The sequence below is a fragment of the Actinomycetota bacterium genome (assembly GCA_014360645.1).
In the GTDB taxonomy this organism is placed as follows: Bacteria; Actinomycetota; Geothermincolia; order Geothermincolales; family RBG-13-55-18; genus Solincola_B.
Window position 1 is genome coordinate 45,493 of the sequence record JACIXD010000005.1, and the last position, 20,662, is coordinate 66,154.

Consider the following 20,662-nt stretch of genomic DNA (forward strand, 5'->3'; position numbering starts at 1 on the left):
GGAAACCTCTCGTCCACAACCTTCAGGATATCAGAGTCGGTATGTCAAGGATAAGCGCCACCTCGCCCGTGCCCAGGATGGTCGCCCCCCCGAATCCCCGGATGCCCTTGAGAAAGCGGTCCAGGCTGGTGATGACGATCTCCTGCTGGCCCAGGAGCTCGTCCACGGCGATGGCCACGCTGCGGGGCGCCGTCTCCACCACCACCACCGGAAAGGTGCCCTGGCCGTCCCCCTCTTCGAGGCCCAGACAGCGCGCCAGCCTCACCAGGGGCAAGGTCTCGTCCCGCAGGAAGATGGCCTCCTGTCCCGATACGTACTTGATCTCGTAGGAGGAGATCACCGCCGTCTCCAGGACCACCCCCAACGGGATGGCGTATATCTCCCGGTTCACCTTCACCAGTAGGGCCTGGATGATGGCCAGGGTCAGGGGCAGCTTGAGAGCGAAGGTGGTGCCTTCGCCCTTCACGCTCTGCATGACCAGTATGCCTCCCAGCGACTCCACCTTGCTTTTGACCACATCCAGGCCTACTCCCCGGCCGGAAACCCCGCTCACCTCCTCCGCGGTGGTGAAGCCCGGCATGGCCAGAAAGCGCAGGGCGTCTTCCGCGCTGAGCGACCTCGCCTCTTCGGCGGTCAGCAGGCCCCGCTCCTGGGCTATGGCGTAGATCCTCTCGGCGTCCACCCCCTGCCCGTCGTCCTGGACCTCGATGGAGACGTAGTTGCGGTCGCGCCGCGCCGCCAACTTGATGCTCCCCCGCCTCGGCTTGCCCCGCGCTTCTCTCTCCTCCGGGCTATCTATGCCGTGGTCCACGGCGTTGCGCAGGAGGTGCATGAGGGGGTCGCTTATCTCGTCCAGGATGGTGCGGTCCAGCTCGATGTCCCTGCCCTCGATGACGAAATCCACCTCCTTGCCCCTGCTCTTGGCCAGGTCGCGCACCATGCGCGGGAAGCGGTTGAAGATGTGTTCCACGGGGACCATGCGCGTCTTCATCACCTCGTCCTGCAGGTCCGCGGTAAGGCGCGCGGTGTGCGCCAAGGCCTCCTTCAGCTCCGGGATATTATAGGAAGAGGAGATCTCCTGCAGCCGGGTGCGGTTGATGACCAGCTCCCCGATGAGGTTCATGAGGTTGTCCAAGCGTGAGATGTTCACCCTCACGCTCTGGGTGCGTACCGGAGCCATGGTGGAGGGCTCCGCTTCTCGCCGCGGGATCTCAGGGGCCTGCGCCTCCCGGGGTTCCTCCCTTTCTCCCGTCACGGGTTTCTCAATCAGCGGTTTCCCGCCCTCGAGGGGCAGCGTCTCTACCTCCTGCACCTCCGCGATAGTCATCAAGGCCCTGCGCACCTCTCCCGCGTCCTCGGCGCTGGAAAGCACCACCTCGAAGGAATGGTCGAACTTCTCGTCCTCCAGGTCCTCCACGGAAGGTGTGGAGTCCACCACCCTCCCGAGCTGCGACAGCTTCTTGAAGATCATGAACACCCGCACCGACTTCAATACGCAGTCCCTGTCCAGGGTCACCCTCAGCCGGAGGAGGCGTTCCTCCCCCGCCTCCTCGCGTGGCGCGGGAGCCTCCTCTCCGGCCAAGGTCTCTTTGCGCGTAGCACGCGCGGCCTCTTCTTCCCCGGCTTTCATCCCCTCCAGCGGCTCCTCGCCCGCCTCGCTCACGGCGGCCGGGGCCTCTTCGGCGCCCACGCCCGCCGCCTTCTCCTCGGGAGAGGGCTTCGCCGCGCTTCCCCTCTTCGCCCTGCTCTTTCTCGCCTTGCGGGGCGCCTCCACTCCCGTCACCCCTCCACGCCCGCCCGCGTACACCCCGCGCAGCGCTTCTATGAGGGAAGTGGTGTCGAGCGCCTCGGGGCTCTCTTCGGCGATGGAAGCCACTATGGAGGCCAGCATGTCGAAGCAGCCGAAGAGGAGGTCCACGATGTCCGTGGTGACCTCGATGTCTCCGCTGCGCAGTCCGTCCAGCACGTTTTCCATCTCATGGGAGAGCTCGGTCAGCTGGTCGAACCCCATGGTGGCGGACATGCCCTTCAGGGTATGAGCGGAGCGGAAGATCTCCGTGAGCACATCCGGGTTGCCGGGGTCCCTCTCCAGGTCCACCATGGCCTGGTTCAGGGCCTCCAGGTGCTCCTGTGCTTCGCTGATGAACAGTTCCTTGTATTGAGAGATGTCCATATCCCGACCGCGGTGTACTCGAGGCGCCCTAGAGCAGTTCCATGACCTTCTCGGGTATCATCTCCAGGGACACCACCCAGTCAACACAACCCTTCTCTATGGCCACCTTGGGCATACCGAAAACCAGGCTGCTCTCCTCGTCCTGGGCTATGGTCGCGCCCTTGCTCTTCTTGATCTTCTCCATGCCCCTCGCCCCGTCCGAACCCATTCCGGTCATGATCACGCCGACGGCCATGGGTCCGTAGACCTCCGCCGCCGTGATCATGGTGGTGTCGATGCGCGGGGAGGCACCGGCTCGGTTCTGGGAATCCATCAGCCCCACCCTTCCCTCTCCCTGGAGGTCGGGCGCGATGATGAGGTCCTTGCCCCCCGGCGCCACCAGCACGGTCCCGGGGCGCAGTGGCTCGTTCTCCTCCGCCTCCTTCACCTTCATCTCGCAGAGGCTGTCGAGGCGCCCGGCGAAGGAGCGCGTGAAAACCCCGGGCATGTGCTGGACGATGATGAATGCCGCCGGGGCATCGGCGGGAAAGCGCGGCATGATCTCCGTCAGCGCCTTGGGCCCCCCCGCCGAAGCGCCGATCACCACCACCTTGTTGCCCGAGCGTGGGGCTCCCCTGCCCGCCGCGGCCACCGGCTTCCCGTGGCGAGGGCGGCCCCGGAGGACCTCCCTGCTGGCCTGGGCAGCCGCCCTTATCTTCAGCACCACCTCGTCCCGTACCTCCTTGACCGCGGAGGGATAGTGCGAGGGCTTGGCGATGAAGTCCACCGCGCCCAGCTCCAGCGCCCTCAGGGTCGCGGTGGCGCCTTTCTGTGCCAGGGCGCTGAGCATGATCACGGGACGTGGATGTTTGCGCATGATGTATTCCAGCGCGGTGAGCCCGTCCATCTCGGGCATATGGATATCCAGGTCACCACGTCGGGATCCAGCTCGGTTACGCACCGTATCGCCTCAACGCCGTTGGAGGCGGCCCCCGCCACCTCCATGTCCTCGCTTGCGGCGATCACGTCGCGGATCAGCTTTCGCACCAGGGCGGAGTCATCGACGATCAGGACCCTGATCTTGCGGGACAAACGTTTCACCTCCAGCCCCGCGGCGGGACCGGCCTATTCCTTGAGGGCCTTTTCCACCGCCTCGATCACCTTCGAGGGCTGGAAGGGTTTGATGATGAAGTCCTTCGCCCCCGCCTCCAACGCCTCCACCACCAGCGGCTGCTGGCCCATGGCGCTGCACATGAGGATCTTGGCGTTGGGGTCGATCTTCATGATCTGCTTAACCGCCTCGATGCCGTCCATCTCCGGCATGACGATGTCCATGGTCACCAGATCCGGCCTCGTCTCCTTGAAGCGCTCCACCGCTTCTACGCCGTTCTCGGCCTCTCCCACCACCTCGAAGCCGTCCTTGGACAGGATGTCCCTGATCATCATGCGCATGAAGAGGGCGTCGTCGACGATCAGCACGGTCGGCGCCATCCTTTCCTCCTTTCCTTGCCGTCTGCGCAATCTATCGTCCAAGCGCTCCCCTAGAATCCCAGGCTCGCCATCTCGTCCAGCGACAGGACCTTGGTCAGGTCCAGGAGGATGATCAACCTGTTTTCCTGTTTGACCACCCCCTGCAGGTATGCGGCGGATATGTCCGCCGCCAGGGTGGGGCTCGGCTCCACGGCATCCGCGCCCACGCGCAACACCTCCGATACCGAGTCGACGATCATGCCCACCTTCACGTCCTCCGCTTCCACCACGATGATGCGGCTCTCGCCGCTCCTCTCCGCGGATTCCAGGTTCAGCCTCTTGGCGAGGTCGATCACCGCGATTATCTGCCCGCGCAGGTTGATGATCCCCTCCACGAAATGTGGGCTCTTGGGCATGCGGGTGATCTCCTCCATGCGCATGATCTCGCGCACCTGTGTGACCTCGACGGCGAATTCCTCCCGTCCCAGGCTGAAGACCACCAGTTGCATCTCGTCTGCCGGCCTGGTTTCGCTGGCCATACTCTTCTCCTCCCGTGCCGCGCCCGCCGTCCCGCGGCTTCAACCTCAATATATCCCAACCGGAACCCGCTCACAACGAAAGCGGCGGGTGCCCCCGGCCTCCTTCAGACCTTGAACTCCCTCTGGATCTCGCGCAGGCGGCCGGCTATCTCCTCCAGCTCCTGCGCGGCGGCGGTCACCTCCTGCATGGCTGCCGTCTGCTCCTCGATGGAGGCGGAGACCTCCTGGGTGGCCGCCGCCGCCTCCTCCGAGATCCCCGCTATGGAGGTCATCACCTCCACCACCTTGCCGCTCTTCTCCGCGATCTGCTGCGTAGCCTCGTAGATGGCCGTCACCCGGTCCGCGATGGAGCGCGAGGCCTGGTCGATCTCCTGCAGCATGTACTGCGCCTCAGCCACCACCAGGTTTCCCTCCTCGGCCTCGCGCGTGCCTCCCTCCATACCCTCGATGGTGTGCTCGATACCGCGCTGGATCTCCCGCACCAGGTTCGCTATCTGCGAGGCGGCCTTTGCGGAGCCCTCCGCGAGATTGCGCACCTCGCCCGCCACCACCGCGAATCCGCGCCCCTGCTCCCCCGCGCGTGCCGCCTCGATGGCGGCGTTGAGGGCCAGGAGGTTGGTCTGGTCCGCGATGGAGGTGATGACGTCCACGATCAGCCCGATCTGCGCCGAGTGCTCCCCCAGTTCCCTGACCGCCCCCGCCGAGGCGTCCACGGTCTTTTTTATCTGTTCCATCTTCTGGGTGGCGCGGCGCACCGCCGTCACGCCCTTTTCCACCGTCTCCTGCGCCTGGGCGCTGTACTGTCTCGCCTCCTGGCTCCTCTCGGCGGCGAGGTTTATCTCCTCCACGATCTCGGCCACCGTGGCCTGGGCCTGCACGATGGCGTGCACCTGCTCCTCCGACCCGCGCGCCAGCTGCGAGACGGTGTTCGCCGTCTCCTGCGCGGTCTCCGTGGTCTCCCTCGACACCCCCGACATCATCTCGCTGGCGGAGGTGAGCTGGTCGGCGGTGTCAAGCTGCTCCTTGATCACCGTGCGCATGGAGGAGGTGAAGTCGTTGAGCGCCCGCGCGAAACCTTCCATGACGCCCGCCTTTTCGGTATCCACCTGGGAGGTGAAGTCGCGCCTGGCTATTCTTTCCAGGTGCTCGGTGAGCAACCCCACCGCCTTGAGCTGGCTGAGGAGGAAGGCCAGGGCTCCCGCCGCCATCGCCGCCACCAGCAGGGCCCCGAAGAGCAGGCCCGAGAGCGCCGGGCTCCAGGAAAGCCCCTTGCCCGCATAAGCCACCCCTATGCTGCCCCCCACCCCCAGGAGGACGAAGGAACTCAGCAGTTTGAGCAGCAGGCCCGATGCCCTCACGTCCTGTTTTTTCTCCGCCACCCTTCCGGCCGCCGTCATGCCCTTCCTCCACTCATACCTTGAAGCCGCTCACCAGTTGGTTCAGCTTTTCCGCCATGGCTGCAAGCTCCGCCGCGGCGGCGGCCATCTCCTGCATAGAGGCGGTCTGTTCCTCCACCGTGGCCGAGGCCTCCTCAGAGGAGGCGGCCGTCTCGTCCGCGATGCTGGCGATCTCGGTGATGGCCTTCAGCGCTTCCTCGTTCCCCAACACCTGCCGTCGCGTGGTCTCCGCGATCTCGCTGGCGTAGCGGGAGGTGCTCTGGATGGATACCGCGATCTCCTGCAGCGCCCTCCCGGCCTTCTCCACCACTTCCGTGCCCGCTTTCACCTGGTCGATGGCGGAGTCTATGCTGGTCCGCATGCGGTTGACGCCTCCCTGTATCTCGCGTATGAGGTTGGAGATCTGCTCCGCCGACTTGCGGGAGTTCTCCGCCAGGCTGCGCACCTCCTCCGCCACCACCGCGAAGCCGCGCCCCTGCTCCCCCGCGCGCGCCGCCTCGATGGCGGCGTTGAGGGCCAGGAGGTTGGTCTGGTCCGCCACGCTGGTGATGACGTCGACGATGATCCCGATCTGCATAAAGCGTTCCTCGAGCCCCGTGCTGGCGTCCACCACCGCCTCGGCGGCATCGCGGATGATCTCCATGGCGCTCGCCGTCTCCACCGCCGCCTCCGCCCCTCTCTGGGCTATCTCGATGGCCTCCATGGCCGCCTGGTTCGACATGTCCGCCTTCTCCGCCATCTCCTGCATGGAAGCGGTCATCATCTCCATGGCGTGCGATGTCTCGAGGACGCGGCGCGCCTGTTCCTCTCCCCCCTTGGCGATGTGCGCGATGGTGCTCGAGATGTCCTGGCTGGAGGCGTTCATCTGCTGGATCACCGCCGACATCTGTTCGGCGCTGTTGCTGAGCTCGCCGGCTATCCTGCCGATCTCCGCCACCGAGCCCCTCAGGGCGCCGATCATCATGTTGATGGAATCGGCCAGCGGCCCGAACGTGGACCTGTCCTCCACCTCGATGTGGCGCGTGAGATCGCCGTCCCCCGCCGCCACCTGTTGCACCTGCCAGGTGATCTCGCGCACGCCGCCGGACAGCCAGCGGTAGAACAGGAAGGCCCCGAGCGCAGCGACGGCCGCCTCCACCACCAGCAGGACGATGAGGGCCGCCCTCGCCCCATCCATCATGTCCTTGGCGGAATCCACCTTGTCCCTGGGCTCCCCGGACTCCAGGCCCCTTGCCGCCTCCCCGGTCCGGGAGGAGCCGGCCGCGAGCACGGCCACCCCCAGGATCCCCGCGGCCAAGGCCAGCACCAGGAAGAGCGCCGCCGCCGCCAGGGCCAGGGTGCGCAGGTTTCTCCAGCCCCCGGCCTCTCCCTTCCCTTCTCCAGAGAACATGCTCATCAAGCGTACCTCCGACATCTCCAGAAGACCTGGGCCGCGGACCGTGCCCCGCCGCGGGAACCCCCGGTCAACTCAAGCATGGCGCCGCTAAAAGGTATTTCGGCACCGGGTCATATAAGTTTTATGCCTGCCCGGCCCTTCTCCCTTCTCTCGGAAGCCCCCGTCTCCTTATTCCCGTTTGCGGTAGATCCTCTCCCTGCGCCGGAAGGGCGCGAAGCCGCTCTGTGCCGCGCCCACGATCGCCTCGCTCTTTCCCAGCACCAGGAAACCCCCGGGCCGCAGGCTGCGGTGGAAGATCTCCATGATCTCGGACTGCCTGTCGCGCTCGAAGTAGATGAGCACGTTACGGCATAGTATGAGGTCCAGGTGGCGCAGTGGTGGCGGCTTGGCCAGGTCCAGGAGAAGGAACCTCACCAGGCGCCTGACCTCGTCGCGCACCGCATACCCGCCCTCCACCGGCATGAAATAATCGTCCAGCTCCAGCCCGGGGAGCAGGTTCACCTCCTCGTAACGTGCGGCCTTCGCGCGCTCCAGGGCTTTGTCGTCCAGGTCGGTGGCGGTGACTCGGGCCGCCCATCTCGTGCGGCCTCCTTCCCGCGCGAGCGCTTCCAGGATGAGGATGGCCAGGGAGTAGGGCTCCTCGCCGGTGGCGCAACCCGCGCTCCAAGCCCGCAGGCTCCACATGCCGCCGCGGCGCTTGTAGTCGAGGATGTCCGGGATCACCGCGCGCCGGATAGCCTCATAGACGTCCCCGTCTCGGAAGAACTCGGTCACGTTTATGGTGAGGTCATTGATCAGCCTGCGCGCCTCACCGGGATGCTGCCTTAGGTACTGCCTGTACTGAAGGTAGTCGGAGCACCCCGTGGCGCGCATGCGCACCCCGATGCGCCGCTTGAGATAATTCGGCTTGTACTGCCTGAAGTTCAGGCCCAGCTCGCCCTGGAGTTGCCGCAGGAGCACCTCCAGCCCGAAGTCGGCGCCGCTCGCGCCCCCACCCGGATCCCTTGCCACGCGCTCCTCCGCCATCGCTGGCATCGCCCTGCCCGCACCTCCGGTTACGTCGTCCCTCCCGCTCCGTGACCCGGCTCTCGCCGCGACCCCGCGGGGGGAACCGGCCTGGACGGCACGGCACGGTCAAATGATATACGGCTCCTGCATAGCTGTTATCGACCCCGCCGGGGCCTTTCTTAACCGGCTCGCTCGCGGCCTCGGGCACGGGGACGCCCTCTCCCCCGTGGGGCCCTTGCCCACGTGATGCGCGCCGCGCTATCATTTATACTTCATTTACATAGCCGGGATCGCGACGGGGAGCGGTAGAGAGGTGATGGTATGTCCCCGAGGTTCGCCCTCGATCCCTTCGAGGGCAAGTACGCCCACCGCACGTCGAGCATGCTGTCCTCGGAGATCCGGGACCTGCTCTCGGTCACCGCGCGCCCGGATATCATCAGCCTGGCGGGAGGGCTGCCCTTCACCCAGGCCTTAGATGCCGAGACCATCCTCAGGACCGTGCGCGGGGTCCTGGAGGACGACTGCGCCGCCGCGTTGCAGTACGGCCCCACCGACGGCTACGCCCCCTTGAAGCGCGACCTCATGGCCATCATGGCCGCGGAGGGCACGCCCTGCTTCCCGGAGGACATCATGATCACCAACGGAGCACAGCAGGGCCTGGAGCTCATCGCCAAGATCTTCATCAACCCCGGGGACAACATCATCACCGAAGCCCCCAGCTACGTGGGCGCCCTCAACAGCTTCCTCAGCTACCAGCCGTGCATCCATTCCATTCCGCTGGACGGCCAGGGCCTGAGGACGGACCTCCTGGAGGAGAAGCTCGTCGAGCTCGCCCGTCAAGACCGGCGGGCGAAGTTCATCTACGTGGTGCCTAATTTCCAGAATCCGGCAGGCATTACCATGAGCAGGGAGAGGCGTTTCCGGCTGCTGGAGCTGGCCCATGAGCACGACTGCCTGGTGGTCGAGGATAATCCCTACGGCCTCCTGCGCTTCGAGGGCGAGCCGGAGCCCTCGCTTCGCAGCCTCGACGAGGGAAGGGTGGTCTATCTCGGCACCCTGTCCAAGATCTTCGCGGCCGGCATGCGCATAGGCTGGGTGGCCGCTCCCCACCCCATTCTGGACAAGCTGCTGCTGGCCAAGCAGTCGGCCGACCTCTGCTCCTCGACCTTCGTCCAGATGGTGGCACACCGCTACCTCAGCAGCGAGGACTGGCGGGGGCAGGTAGAGCGCCTCCGGGAGATATATCGCGGCAGGAGGGACGCCATGCTGGAGGCCCTGCACGAACACCTCGAGGGGATAGCCCGGTGGACCAACCCCCAGGGAGGGCTTTTCGTGTGGGTGACCCTGCCGGAATTCATCAAGGCCTCGGAGATGCTGGCCGCGGCCATAGACGCTCGGGTTGCGTTCGTGCCCGGGACCGGGTTCTTCCCCTACCGCGGGGGCGAGAGCTGTATGCGGCTGAACTTCAGTTACGCGGACGAGGAGACCATCCACGAGGGCATCAAGCGGCTCGCCAGGGTGATCAAGCACGAGCTGTCCCTGGCCCGCGCCCTGGGCTACGCGGTCGCGCTTCCGCCCGAGGAGGAAGCCGGCGGCTTGACGGGAGGTTGATGGACATGCGCGTAGGTGTGCTGATGGGCGGCAGGTCCCTGGAAAGGGATGTCTCGTTGCGGTCGGGCAGGCGCGTCTCCCGCGCCCTGGCCGAGCTGGGACACGAGGTCCTGGACCTGGACGTGGACGAAAGCCTCGTCCCCACACTCAAGAGGGAGCGTCCCGATCTGGTGTACATCGCCCTGCACGGCAAGTTCGGCGAGGACGGCACGGTGCAGGAGCTCCTGGAGATCCTCGACATCCCCTTCACCGGCCCCGGCGTGTTCGCCAGCGCCCTGGGTTTCAACAAGGCCCTCTCCAAGGAGGTCTTCCGGAGCCGGGGCATTCCCACCCCTCCCTACTTTGTGCTCAGCGAGGCCACCTTCCGGGAGATGGGCGCGCTGCACGCCCTTCATCCCGCGGGCGAGAAGCTCGGGTTTCCCCTGGTGGTAAAGCCGGTCGCCCAGGGATCGGCGCTGGGCATAAAGGTGGCGCGCTCGCAGGAGGAACTGCCGGAGGCGGTGCGCACGGCGCTGCATTACGACGACCGGGTGTTGTTGGAAAAATATGTCAAGGGAACCGAGGTGGCGGCCAGCATCATCGGCAACCTCGATCTCCAGGCGCTGCCGCTGGTGGAGGCTGTCCCCCGGGGAGAGTTCTTCGACTTCGAGTCCCGCTATACCCCCGGCCTCACCGATTATTACTGCCCCGCGAGGCTGGACGAGGCGGTAACGCGGCGCGCCGTCGAGGTCGCCCTGGACACCCACCTCGCCCTGGGATGCGCCAACGTATCCCGGGTGGACATGATCATCGACGAGGACGGGGTCCCACAGGTGCTGGAGCTGAACATCAGCCCGGGCATGACCGAGACCAGCCTTCTCCCCATGGCCGCGGAGGTGGCGGGCATGGGCTTCACGGAGCTGGTGGGCCGTCTGGTGGACCTGGCTCTGGAAAAATATTCTTAGGCCTGCGGGGCCTCCGCCGCAGGGCCGACCCCCAACTCCTCCAGGAGGCGTAAGAGGTCCTTCTCTCCCTTGAATTCTATGATTATCTTCCCCTTGCGCTTGCCGCGCACCACCTTCACCCTTGCGCGCAGGGAGGCCGAGAGCAGTTCCGCGTATTCGCCGAGGGACTCCGGCTTTTCCCTCGCCCTCTTCTCCGCGGCACCGCCGAGACGCCTGCGAACGATCTCCTCCGTCTGGCGCACAGACAGGTCCTCGTCGATGATGCGCTGGAGCAGCGTCGCCTGATAGGGATCGCCCTGTAGAGCTAGCAGCGCGCGTGCGTGCCCGGGCGTTATCTCCTCGGCGACGATGGTTGCCTGAACCTCAACCGGAAGTTGAAGCAACCTCAGGGAGTTGGCCACCGCGGACCTGCTCTTGCCCACCTTCTTGGCTATCTCCTCCTGGGAGAGCCCGAAGTCCTCCATCAGCTGGCGATACGCAGTGGCTTCCTCGATGCCGTTGAGGTCGTCGCGGTGGATGTTCTCCACCAGGGCTATTTCCAGACACTGCGATGCCTCCGCATCACGGATCACCGCCGGAATCGATTTCAGTCCCGCCATCTGTGCCGCCCTCCACCTGCGCTCGCCCACCAGGAGCTCGTACCCGGTGCCCGAGGGACGAACGATCACCGGCTGCACCACGCCGTGCTCCTTTACCGATGCGGCGAGTTCCTCCAGGCTCTCTTCCTTGAATCTTCGCCGGGGCTGCGTTGAGCTCGGCTTGATGCTGTCCACGGGCAGCATCTCGTGCCGCGGCTGCTCCGCCGAGGCGCCGTTGGATATCAAGGCGCCCAGGCCCTTGCCCAGTCCTTTTTTAGCCATTGGAGATCACTTCCTTTGCCAGGTTCTGATAGGCCAACGCCCCCCTGCAATACGGATCGTACTGGGATATGGGTCGTCCGTAACTGGGGGCCTCGCTGAGGCGCACGTTCCGGGGAATGACGGTAACGAAGGTCTCCTGGGGATACTGCCTCCTCACCTCCTCCATGACCTGCCTGGAGATGCTGGTGCGAGAGTCGTGCATGGTGAGCAGTATGCCGCCGATACGCAGCTCCGGGTTAAGGTATACGCGGATCTTTTCTATGGTGCGCAGAAGCAGGACCAGTCCTTCCAAGGCGTAATATTCACATTGGATGGGGATCAAGACCTCGTCCGCCGCCGCCAGGGCGTTTACCGTAAGCAGGCCCAACGAGGGGGGGCAGTCTATAAGCACTATGTCATAGCGGTCCTTCACGGCCTCCAGGCACTTCCTGAGCCTGGTCTCCCGCGAGAGCAGCGACACCAACTCCACCTCCGCGCCGGCAAGGCGGAGCGAAGACGGCGCCAGGTCTAAACCCTCGGTTGAGGTTTTGACTATTACCTCTTCCAGCGGCACCTCGTTGACCAGGGCATCGTATATCTGCTGCCCCGTCATCCCCCCGCTAACGCCAAGCCCGCTGGTGGCGTTGCTCTGGGGGTCGAGGTCGATGATGAGAACTTTTTTGCCCTCAACGGCCAGATATGCGCCCAGGTTGATCGCTGTGGTGCTCTTCCCCACGCCCCCTTTCTGGTTTGCTATCGCCAGAACCTTCGTTCTGGCCTGATTTTCCGCACCAACCGAAGTGGCCTCTTCGACTTCCATCCGCCATCACCTCGCGATCTTCTAGCTCACCTTCCCGGAGAACGCGCCTCGCGCATACCATGGGGCCTGGTTTTAACCAACTGCACGAGGTAGCAGTCCCTCGATGTAAGCCTTTTCGTCGATCTCGTCGCCTGGACCCTTAAGCCCTTCGCCTCGAGAGAAGCGCCGTATCTCCTGATCTCTCCGGCATCTTTCTCCCCCGCAAAGAGCACCAGCTGGCCTCCTTCGCAGAGGAGGGGCTCGGCCATCCTGGCAAGGCGGAGGGGGTCGGTGACCGCCCTTGCCATCGCCGTCTCATAGGCGTTCAGATGATCGTCATCGCGAGCCATGGCCTCGACTCTTCCCGGATATATGCTTATGCCTTCCAGTCCCATTTTCCTTCGTATGTGACGCAAGAAGGTCACCTTTTTTCTCTGTGGCTCCACCAGGGTGAGGGGAAAGGGTCCTGCGAGGATGTATAGCGGTATGCCGGGCATGCCGGCGCCGCAACCGATGTCAAGGACCTCCTTTTCCTCCCCGAAAAGCCCCTTTATACAGAGGGGGGTGATGGCATCCACGCAAAGATCGATCATCCCCTGGGTTCCCACCCTTCTTCCTACCAGGTTGTACGCCCGGTTCCACCTCGCGAGTTCGTCAATATACACGCAGAGCGCTGCTGCCCTTTCTTCCTCCAGAAAAACCCCCATCCTTGTACAGGTCTTTTGCAGCGCATCTTTCAACTGCGAGGAGAGAGGGGCTTCGTTCGTTTCGTCCATGATGCTTCCTCGTGGCCTCCGCGAAAATAACCGGCTGCCGTCATGCCTCCCAAACAATATTTTCTATCGTATCGCAGGCAATCCTCTCCAAAAGGATACTCGTAAAGGAGGTATTCTGTTTAGCGCCGCATCCCCGCGGTCCGGCGACGGGGGGCGATGACGCGTTTAGCCCGATGGTGTCCAACATACCATTCACATAATAGGCAAGGACCTCGTTTCCGGCAAGGTGTTTCACGTGAAACGTTTATGCGTGATCTCGCGGTTTGCCCCCGTCGTACGGCGGCTAATTGCCCCGCCGGCGTTGCTTCCCTGCGGAGGTCGTTGTTTCACGTGAAACGTTTATGCGTGATCTCGCGGTTTGCCCCCGTCGTACGGCGGCTAATTGCCCCGCCGGCGTTGCTTCCCTGCGGAGGTCGTTGTTTCACGTGAAACGTTTATGCGTGATCTCGCGGTTTGCCCCCGTCGTACGGCGGCTAATTGCCCCGCCGGCGTTGCTTCCCTGCGGAGGTCGTTGTTTCACGTGAAACGTTTTCCTGGCACCTCTTTTTCCCGCCCCCTTCTCTCTCTGTCCGCCTTCTCTTGCTTCCTCTTTTTGTGTTATCGGGATTTTTTCCTCGCCTGGACTCCTGCTCAACACAGCCATATGGGTTTCCGTGATCGTCCCCGTGGTTGTCCCTTCCCCTTTACGCTGCTTTTTCCGCAATAAGCCCTTCTGTGGGTTTGCCCGCCGCATCTACCATATATTCTATGAACTCCTTCCCTCCCGCCCCTGTTTGCCACTCCCGTCATCCCCCTGACGTCGCTTTGGAGCGGGTGCGCCGCTCTTGTGGGAATCGGCGCTACTGGGCCGGCGTGGTTGTTTTTGTCCAGCGCGTACTGCTCCAGACTTCCGGGTCGCTAGGTGCGTCACCGTTGCTGTCCCCTTACTCCACAATTCTTCGCATGGTCCCGGGCGGCAAGACGCTGCCGTCGTAATCGCTTATCAAAAACCGCCCTCTCTAGTCTCTTTTGCTGCGTTGGCCTCGAATAGCGAGCCCGGGCTCCGAGGTGTGCCGTTTGTAGGCAGTAGGGCTGGATTTCCCGGTCATGGCGTGGCGTTTGCCGAATTCTTAGTGTTCGTTTCTTGCCGATATCGCCCGCTCGAGTTCTTATGGCGGTTTCTCTACCTTAAGCTTGGGTTGAGCCTTTGCGGTGTTCCTGCTTCCCGTTTTCGATCTTGGATGTTTTGCCCGCTGCCACGCCCATAAATCGCCTCGGTGTCGCGGTTTTTCTTTTTTCCTTTTCGTGACTGCCTGGCGCGGTTCCCGGTGCGTGGATTACCCCGTGACACTTCGCCTCAGGCCGGGGTGATGACGATCCTGCGCTCGGGCTCTTCCCCCTCGCTCTTGCTCTCCACTCCCCCGACGTCCTTGAGCGCGTCGTGCACGATCTTTCTTTCGCGCGGCGGCATTGGCTCCAGCCTTACCGGCTTTCTCGTCGTCAGGGCCTTTTCCGCCATCTTCTGGGCATATTCCCGGAGTTTTTGCCTTCTTCTCTCCCGGTATCTTTCCACGTCGATGATGATTCTGCGCGTTTCGCGCCCATTTCGCCTGATGATGGTGGTCACGATATCCTGCAGGGCCTGCAGGGTCGCGCCCCCCCTCCCAATGAGGATTCCCAGGTTGTCTCCCCAAACGTCGACGTGAATCTCCTCGTCATCTTCCCAGCTCGTTACCCTGGTCCTCAGGTTCATGAGGTTTACGATGTCCACCACGATGCTCTTGGGGGTATAAGGCCTCTCAGCGGCTTCCATTGTCCTGTCCTCCCCTTATCTCTTGCGCGTGCCGCCTTTCCCCTGGCCACCCGCATTCTTTCGCCGCGACTGCGGCGGTGGGCTCTTGGGCTTTCTTTTTTGTCCTCCGCTTCCCGTGGGGGCACTTTTTGGCGGCGTTTCCTTTTTCTTGTCCACCGGCTTGCTCTTCTGCTGGCTCCCCGGCCCCTTCGCCTTCTGCCTGGATGGCTGAGCGGAGGTGGCCAGCGACGATCTTGCGCCTTTTTGGGCCGGCTTCTGCGCCGGCTTACCCGTGGCCTCCTGAGGTTTTGCCTTGCCCTTCTCGGCTTCCGGTTTCCGCGTCACCGCGACCTTAGGCTCTTCTTTGGGGCGCTTTTTGTCGTAGTACTCCATGCCATATTGCTGCGCAATCTGCAGTATGTTGGTGGTCAACCAGTACAGCACCACGCCCGCGGGCAGGCTCCACCCTATGAAGGCGGTGAGCAGGGGCATTATTATCATCATGTTCTTCTGCCTGGGATCCGTCATCACCTGCTTCTGGGAGTACCAGGTAGATAGCGCCAGCAGGATGATCAGGATAAACGTGGGGTCGGCGATCCTTGTAGAGTCCGCAAGGTTTTTCACCCACAGGAACCCGGACGATTTAATCACCGGCAGGGATGCGTATGCACCCGGAAGACCGGCCGCAAACTGGGGCAGGCCCTTCATCACAGCGTAGGTGTTTCCCGCTATCAACGTCGGGGGAGTCAAGAGGTATTTTCTCAGCACCGTGAACAGCGCGAAGAACACCGGGAGCTGGAGCAGCAGGGGCAGACAACCTCCCAGGGGATTGACCTTGTTCTCCTTGTAGAACTTCATCATCTCCTGCGAGAGCCTCTCCCGATCGTCTTTGTATTTTTCCTGCAGCTTCCTTATCTCCGGCTGTATCTTCTGCATGGCGATCATGGACCGCGTCTGCTTTATGGTGAGGGGAAGGAGCACCAGTTTTACCAGCAGGGTCAGCAGGATGATGGCGACCCCGTAGTTCCCGGTCAGTTGGTAGAATGCCTGGAGGAGGAAGTTGAGCCCTCCCACAATGCCGTTCCAGATCGAGGACCAGATGTTCATCTTCTACTACTTCTCCGGCAGCGGATCATATCCGCCCTCGTTCCATGGGTGGCACCTGGAGAGCCTCTTGATTCCCAGCCACATACCCCTTGCTGGACCGAACCTCTCAACCGCCTGCAAGGCATATTGGGAGCAGCTCGGGTAAAACCTGCACCTTGGCGGCATCCAGCTCGATATCACGACCTGGTACGCCCTTATGGCAGTGCATATCGGCCTTTTCAGCGCCGATCTCATCGTCCTCATCGTCCCTCTTCCTTATCCCCACACAAGCTGCAGATATCCCTTTCCAGCTCATGAAAAGATGCCTCCCCGGCGCCCTTTCTCGTCATGACGACCATGTCGACGCTCTGGGGTAGACGGTGCGAGTTTTTTCTTACCGCTTCCTTTATCCTTCTCTTTATCCTGTTGCGCTTCACGCTCCCGCCGGATTTGCGGGATACCGACACTCCCAGGCGGATCTTCCCCTCGCGGTTGGGCAGAGTAAATATGGTAATCGTTTCCAATACTGCCTTATTACCACCCTCGATGACCTTCCGGAAATCACGGCTCTTCCTGAGGCTCTCCATGTGCTCTCAGGCGGTCAACCTCTTCCTTCCTTTGAGCCGACGCCTCTTTATTATCGCCCTTCCGGCCCGGGTGCTCATGCGCTTCCTGAAGCCGTGGTTCTTTTTCCTTTTTCTGGTATTTGGCTGATAGGTCCTTTTCATAACTTACCTCCAGATAAAGCATAAAGATTATATCCGCGGCCCTTGGGGGTGTCAAGAAACGGGCTGTTCGCGGACGGGCTCCGCCTGCCCGAGGTCTTTTCCTGCCTGGATACAGTTTTTCCGATCCCACAACCCATCGCTTGCGCCGCATTGATTTCTCGAGGGAAACGCCGGGGGGCCAAAGAATCCTCCGGTTATAGTGTGGGGGGTTCCCCATCCACCGTTTGCTGCCTCCTCTTCTCATACGGCTCTTTCTCCCGAGTCCGGCGGCGCATTTACCCCTTCTTCCGGTATTTCTCCCGCCACCTCCTCGTTTCCGGATATCTTTCCGCTCTTTTCATCCTCCTCCACCTCTGCTCCATCGTTCAATTCGTTGACGGTGTGGTCCCCATTCAGTCCGGTTGATATAATAGGCCGTGTGAGCGCAGGCGCCTGTATCGTTCTCTGGTTTTCAACAACTGTGGATTATTCTGTGGATAATCAGCTTTTTGCCTGCTAGAAGGCCATTTTCAAGGAGGTCAGTCCTTTTGTTGGAGCAGCCGTTGTTCCACGTATTCCCGCCCCTCGCTCGCATCATGGCTGTGAATAACGGCGCTGTCTTTTTCGCCTTTTTAGAGTTTTCCATCTTCCTTCGCTGGTTTTTTACGTACGGCCTGAAAGGAGTGGAAAATGGCCTCCGGTAAGGCCAGCGGGCGGGACGCGAACAAGCCTCCCCGCTTCTCTCCTCCTCCCACCCGCGTTGCCGTTCCCGATGGTGATGGGGGGTTCGAGGTCGTTGAGGTCGTGGAGAGCGATTTCTTCTCCCTAACAGGACGCGTCTCCGATTTGTTGAAAAAGGAGCTGGAGGCGGCGCAGTCCCCCTTTCCCGCAACGGCCCTGCGGGAAGTGATGGAGAACCTCGTTCACGCCGTCCCCTGTACCGCCTCAGTTGTCCTTGACCCCCTCTACTCCTCCATCTCCATCTGCGACACCGGTCCGGGCATGGAACGCACCGACATCGCCTTTGAGTTGGGGTTCACCACCGCCGACGAGCGCCTCCGCCAAGTGATACGGGGGGTGGGGATCGGACTCAACCTCGCTCTCGAAGAGCTGCGTTCCCTCGGCGGCGACCTTCTCCTGGACTCCCTTCCCGGCAAAGGAACCTTCGCCCGGCTTATCCTTTCCCCCACCCCGACAATCAATCCCGCCACCCGTGAAGAGGTGTCGCTCTCGCAGCGCCAGAACAACATCCTTTTCCTGCTCTCGGAGGGAGACCAACTCGGACCATCTCTCATCTCCTCCGAGCTCAACATAAGTCTGGGAACCGCCCACCGCGACCTGGTGAAGCTCCAGGAGATGGGACTCGTCGGCGTGACAAAAAATGGTAAAAGATTCCTTTCCAACGCCGGTAAATCCTACTTGCAGAGGCTTCTCTCGCTGTAATAGAATTGCCCTGTGTCGCAGCCGAATACCCACCCGGGGGATGATCCGATGGTGCAGAAGGCCGACCTTTTATGGCAAAAATGCCTGACAAGATTACAGGAACAGGTCCCCGATTCCTCCTCCATGTGGTTTAAGAATCTGCACATGGACAAGGTCGAGGGCTCGGTCCTACTGGTCTACACCAACAACACCTTTACTAAAGAGTGGGTGGACAAGAGGTATCTGGGCCTCCTGCAGCAAGTGGCCTCGGAGGTGTTCCCCGGCGTCAGCGAGGTTAAAGTCCTACTAAAGGATCGCAGGAAAAAGGGCCGGGATCCTGTCTACCTCGACGTAAACATCCTCGCGGAGCAGGACGGTCTTGGGGTAAGCGATGACCTAAACCCGAGGTTCACCTTTGAGACCTTCGTCATCGGATCCAGCAACCGCTTCGCCCACGCCGCCGCGCTCTCTGTGTCGGAGAATCCCACTTGTTATAATCCCCTCTATATCTACGGAGGGGTGGGGCTGGGGAAGACGCACCTTCTTCATTCTATCGGCCACTACACCAAGCGTCTGTATCCCGACTTCAGGGTCCTCTATCGGAGTTCCGAACAGTTCCTCAACGATTTCATCAATGCGCTTTCCTCCGGTAAGACCTCCGCTTTTCAGAAAAGGTACCGCTCCATAGACATGCTGCTCATCGACGACATACAGTTCCTCGCCAACAAAGAGAGGACTCTCGAGGAGTTCTTCCACACCTTCAACGAGCTGTACAACAACAACAAACAGATCGTTTTGAGCAGCGACCGTCCGCCAGAAGAGATCGGAGGTCTGCAGGACCGGCTTGTATCCCGCTTCAAGTGGGGCCTCACCACCGATATCCAACCCCCGGAGCTCGAGACCCGCATCGCCATCCTGCGCAAGAAGTCCGCTCTCGATAAGAAGGATGTGCCGGACGAGGTCATAGATTTCATCGCCTCTAAGTTCGTGTCCAACATACGCGAACTGGAAGGCGCTCTTATCCGGGTGGTCGCCTACTCCAATCTCACTAAGGAGCCGCTCAGTCTAGATCTCGCAAAGGAAGTTCTGCGAGACATCCTCCCCGCCGAGGAACAGCGCAACATCACCATCGAACATATCATGAAAACAACGGCGGACTTCTTCAACATCTCCCTTGCCCAGTTGACCAGCCCAAACCGTTCTCGCCAGTTGGTTACCGCCAGACAGATATGTATGTACCTGTGCCGTGAGTTGACGGATGCCTCCCTCCCCGCCATCAGCAGCGCTTTTGGCGGCAGGCACCACTCCACCACCATCCATTCCGTCGAGAAGATCAAAAAACTCATGGAGGAGAAGCGGGATATCTACGATGCCGTGCAGAAGCTGACCAACCGTATAAAACAGGGGTAGTACAAATTGTTATCTTTTCATGCAACCGCTGTGGATAAACCGCTCTTTTCTTTTCGTCCGCTCATCCCCTGTTTATTGTCCATCCTTAAAGCATCTTCTTTTCAACAGCCTGTCGACAGCTTTTGTCTTTTTGGTTGCGCCATCTACCAGCGACTGCGGTATATATGCTCATCATCAACAGGAGATACTATTAATCCTATGAAGGTATATTTATAGGATAGTTGTAAGAGGAGGTGTCGATAACATGAAGGTCCACGTGTTGAGAAGCGACATACTGGAAGCGATGCAGAGGGTTCAATACTCGGCGAGCGGAAAAGGGATAATGCCCATTCTGTCCGGCGTGAAGATAGACTGCAGCGACGGAGCTATGGAGTTGAGCGCGACCGACCTGGAGTCATATACCGTCACTGGGTGCGAGGCGAACGTGGAGGAGACGGGCGCTTGCGTGGTAAACATGAAGACCTTTCTTGAATACCTGAGGGGCTCGGGGGATGAGAGATTGGCCATGGAGTGCACGGCAAACGAGCTGAAGGTGCAGGGCGAGAAAAGCACCGTAAGGCTGTACGTTATGCCGGTGGAAGATTTTCCGGCGCGACCGGAGGTGGATATTCCGGTGCTGGAAGAGATGCAGGCGGGAGAAATATTCAGAGCGGTGAGTAAGGTGAGCAGGGCTGCATCAAAGGACGAGAAGAGACCCACCCTCATGGGAGTTTATATGGAAGTGGCGGAGGGAGAGGTGAGGCTCGTAAGCACCGACAGTTACCGGCTAGCGATAGAGGTCCTCAGGGGCGGTTTTAAGGTGAGGGAGGAAGGGGATTATATTATCCCCGCAGCCTCGCTCGTCAACCTGGCCAGGGCGGCAGGAAGAGAGGGCAGCCTCAACATATGGAGGGACGAGAACAGAGGACAGCTACGGTTCGATGTGGACGGCATCACACACATGATAAGGCTTATAGAAGGAAAGTTCCCCAAATACGGTCAGTTCATCCCTGAAGAAACGAACATCAGTATAGAGGCGGACAAGAAAGGGCTCCTTGACGCCCTGAAGAGGATATCCCTCATCAGCAGCACGGTAAAGATAACCGCAAAAGAGGGAGTGATGTTGTTGGAGGGAGAATCGAGAGAGGTGGGAGAGGGAAAAGAGGAAGTGGAGACGGTACACACAGGAGAAGAGATAAATATAGCTTTCAATACCACCTTCCTCGAGGACGGGATACAGTCGCTGGAGGGGGAAAAAGTGGTCCTGGGCCTGAACGAGCCCTTAAAACCCGGGGTCGTAAAGGAGAAGGATGGGAGGGAGTTCACCTACGTGATAATGCCGATAAGAATGTAGAA

Annotated in this window: 19 protein-coding genes and 1 pseudogene; 5 read left to right on the forward strand and 15 right to left on the reverse strand. The window is 61.4% G+C overall.

Annotated features, from left to right (window positions below; genetic code table 11):
- Positions 1-22: 22 nt before the first annotated feature.
- The 7 genes and pseudogenes from H5T74_05570 to H5T74_05600 all read right to left on the reverse strand — a co-directional run bounded on the left by H5T74_05570 (position 23) and on the right by H5T74_05600 (position 7,989).
- Complete coding sequence (locus H5T74_05570) at positions 23-2,173, reverse strand: chemotaxis protein CheA (GenBank protein MBC7229843.1); 2,151 nt, start codon at positions 2,171-2,173, stop codon at positions 23-25.
- Positions 2,174-2,201: 28 nt separating this feature from the next.
- A pseudogene (gene cheB / locus H5T74_05575) lies at positions 2,202-3,157 on the reverse strand (chemotaxis-specific protein-glutamate methyltransferase CheB).
- Positions 3,158-3,277: 120 nt separating this feature from the next.
- Complete coding sequence (locus H5T74_05580; protein ID MBC7229844.1) at positions 3,278-3,643, reverse strand: response regulator; 366 nt, start codon at positions 3,641-3,643, stop codon at positions 3,278-3,280.
- A gap of 50 nt (positions 3,644-3,693) precedes the next feature.
- Positions 3,694-4,161, reverse strand: coding sequence for a chemotaxis protein CheW (locus H5T74_05585; protein ID MBC7229845.1), 468 nt, complete (start codon positions 4,159-4,161; stop codon positions 3,694-3,696).
- A 104-nt stretch (positions 4,162-4,265) separates the two neighbouring features.
- Positions 4,266-5,558: a methyl-accepting chemotaxis protein gene (locus H5T74_05590; protein MBC7229846.1), complete on the reverse strand. Its 1,293-nt coding sequence runs from the start codon at positions 5,556-5,558 to the stop codon at positions 4,266-4,268.
- 13 nt (positions 5,559-5,571) lie between these two features.
- The gene (locus H5T74_05595) at positions 5,572-6,954 is read right to left on the reverse strand and encodes a methyl-accepting chemotaxis protein (GenBank protein MBC7229847.1); all 1,383 of its coding nucleotides are present in this window, start codon (positions 6,952-6,954) and stop codon (positions 5,572-5,574) included.
- Positions 6,955-7,122: 168 nt separating this feature from the next.
- Positions 7,123-7,989: a protein-glutamate O-methyltransferase CheR gene (locus H5T74_05600; protein MBC7229848.1), complete on the reverse strand. Its 867-nt coding sequence runs from the start codon at positions 7,987-7,989 to the stop codon at positions 7,123-7,125.
- 294 nt (positions 7,990-8,283) lie between these two features.
- On the opposite strand from H5T74_05600, the gene H5T74_05605 reads away from it, so the two are divergent.
- Positions 8,284-9,573, forward strand: coding sequence for a PLP-dependent aminotransferase family protein (locus H5T74_05605; protein ID MBC7229849.1), 1,290 nt, complete (start codon positions 8,284-8,286; stop codon positions 9,571-9,573).
- Positions 9,573-10,517, forward strand: coding sequence for a D-alanine--D-alanine ligase (locus tag H5T74_05610; GenBank protein MBC7229850.1), 945 nt, complete (start codon positions 9,573-9,575; stop codon positions 10,515-10,517). The genes H5T74_05605 and H5T74_05610 overlap by 1 nt, the downstream gene beginning before the upstream one ends.
- Here the strand turns inward: H5T74_05610 and H5T74_05615 are convergent.
- The 8 genes from H5T74_05615 to rpmH all read right to left on the reverse strand — a co-directional run bounded on the left by H5T74_05615 (position 10,514) and on the right by rpmH (position 16,516).
- Entirely contained in the window at positions 10,514-11,377 is an 864-nt protein-coding gene (locus H5T74_05615; protein ID MBC7229851.1) for a ParB/RepB/Spo0J family partition protein, read from the reverse strand. The genes H5T74_05610 and H5T74_05615 overlap by 4 nt on opposite strands.
- Complete coding sequence (locus H5T74_05620; protein MBC7229852.1) at positions 11,370-12,176, reverse strand: ParA family protein; 807 nt, start codon at positions 12,174-12,176, stop codon at positions 11,370-11,372. The genes H5T74_05615 and H5T74_05620 overlap by 8 nt, the downstream gene beginning before the upstream one ends.
- A 26-nt stretch (positions 12,177-12,202) precedes the next feature.
- A complete protein-coding gene (gene rsmG / locus H5T74_05625) occupies positions 12,203-12,931 on the reverse strand; it encodes a 16S rRNA (guanine(527)-N(7))-methyltransferase RsmG (GenBank protein ID MBC7229853.1) in 729 nt (242 codons plus the stop codon).
- Positions 12,932-14,267: 1,336 nt separating this feature from the next.
- Positions 14,268-14,723, reverse strand: coding sequence for a KH domain-containing protein (locus H5T74_05630; protein MBC7229854.1), 456 nt, complete (start codon positions 14,721-14,723; stop codon positions 14,268-14,270).
- 15 nt (positions 14,724-14,738) lie between these two features.
- Positions 14,739-15,809: a membrane protein insertase YidC gene (gene yidC / locus H5T74_05635; GenBank protein MBC7229855.1), complete on the reverse strand. Its 1,071-nt coding sequence runs from the start codon at positions 15,807-15,809 to the stop codon at positions 14,739-14,741.
- A gap of 6 nt (positions 15,810-15,815) precedes the next feature.
- On the reverse strand, positions 15,816-16,043 hold the full coding sequence (gene yidD / locus H5T74_05640) for a membrane protein insertion efficiency factor YidD (GenBank protein MBC7229856.1): 228 nt from the start codon (positions 16,041-16,043) through the stop codon (positions 15,816-15,818).
- 5 nt (positions 16,044-16,048) lie between these two features.
- Positions 16,049-16,375 carry a ribonuclease P protein component gene (gene rnpA / locus H5T74_05645; protein ID MBC7229857.1) on the reverse strand — a complete coding sequence of 109 codons (327 nt, stop codon included), beginning with the start codon at positions 16,373-16,375 and terminating at the stop codon, positions 16,049-16,051.
- Positions 16,376-16,381: 6 nt separating this feature from the next.
- The gene (rpmH, locus tag H5T74_05650) at positions 16,382-16,516 is read right to left on the reverse strand and encodes a 50S ribosomal protein L34 (protein MBC7229858.1); all 135 of its coding nucleotides are present in this window, start codon (positions 16,514-16,516) and stop codon (positions 16,382-16,384) included.
- A 669-nt stretch (positions 16,517-17,185) separates the two neighbouring features.
- Between rpmH and H5T74_05655 the strand changes: the two genes are divergently transcribed.
- From H5T74_05655 to dnaN, 3 genes are all read left to right on the forward strand, one after another.
- Complete coding sequence (locus H5T74_05655) at positions 17,186-17,938, forward strand: HTH domain-containing protein (GenBank protein ID MBC7229859.1); 753 nt, start codon at positions 17,186-17,188, stop codon at positions 17,936-17,938.
- A gap of 48 nt (positions 17,939-17,986) precedes the next feature.
- A complete protein-coding gene (gene dnaA / locus H5T74_05660) occupies positions 17,987-19,327 on the forward strand; it encodes a chromosomal replication initiator protein DnaA (protein ID MBC7229860.1) in 1,341 nt (446 codons plus the stop codon).
- A 244-nt stretch (positions 19,328-19,571) separates the two neighbouring features.
- On the forward strand, positions 19,572-20,660 hold the full coding sequence (gene dnaN, locus H5T74_05665) for a DNA polymerase III subunit beta (GenBank protein ID MBC7229861.1): 1,089 nt from the start codon (positions 19,572-19,574) through the stop codon (positions 20,658-20,660).
- Positions 20,661-20,662 lie beyond the last annotated feature (2 nt).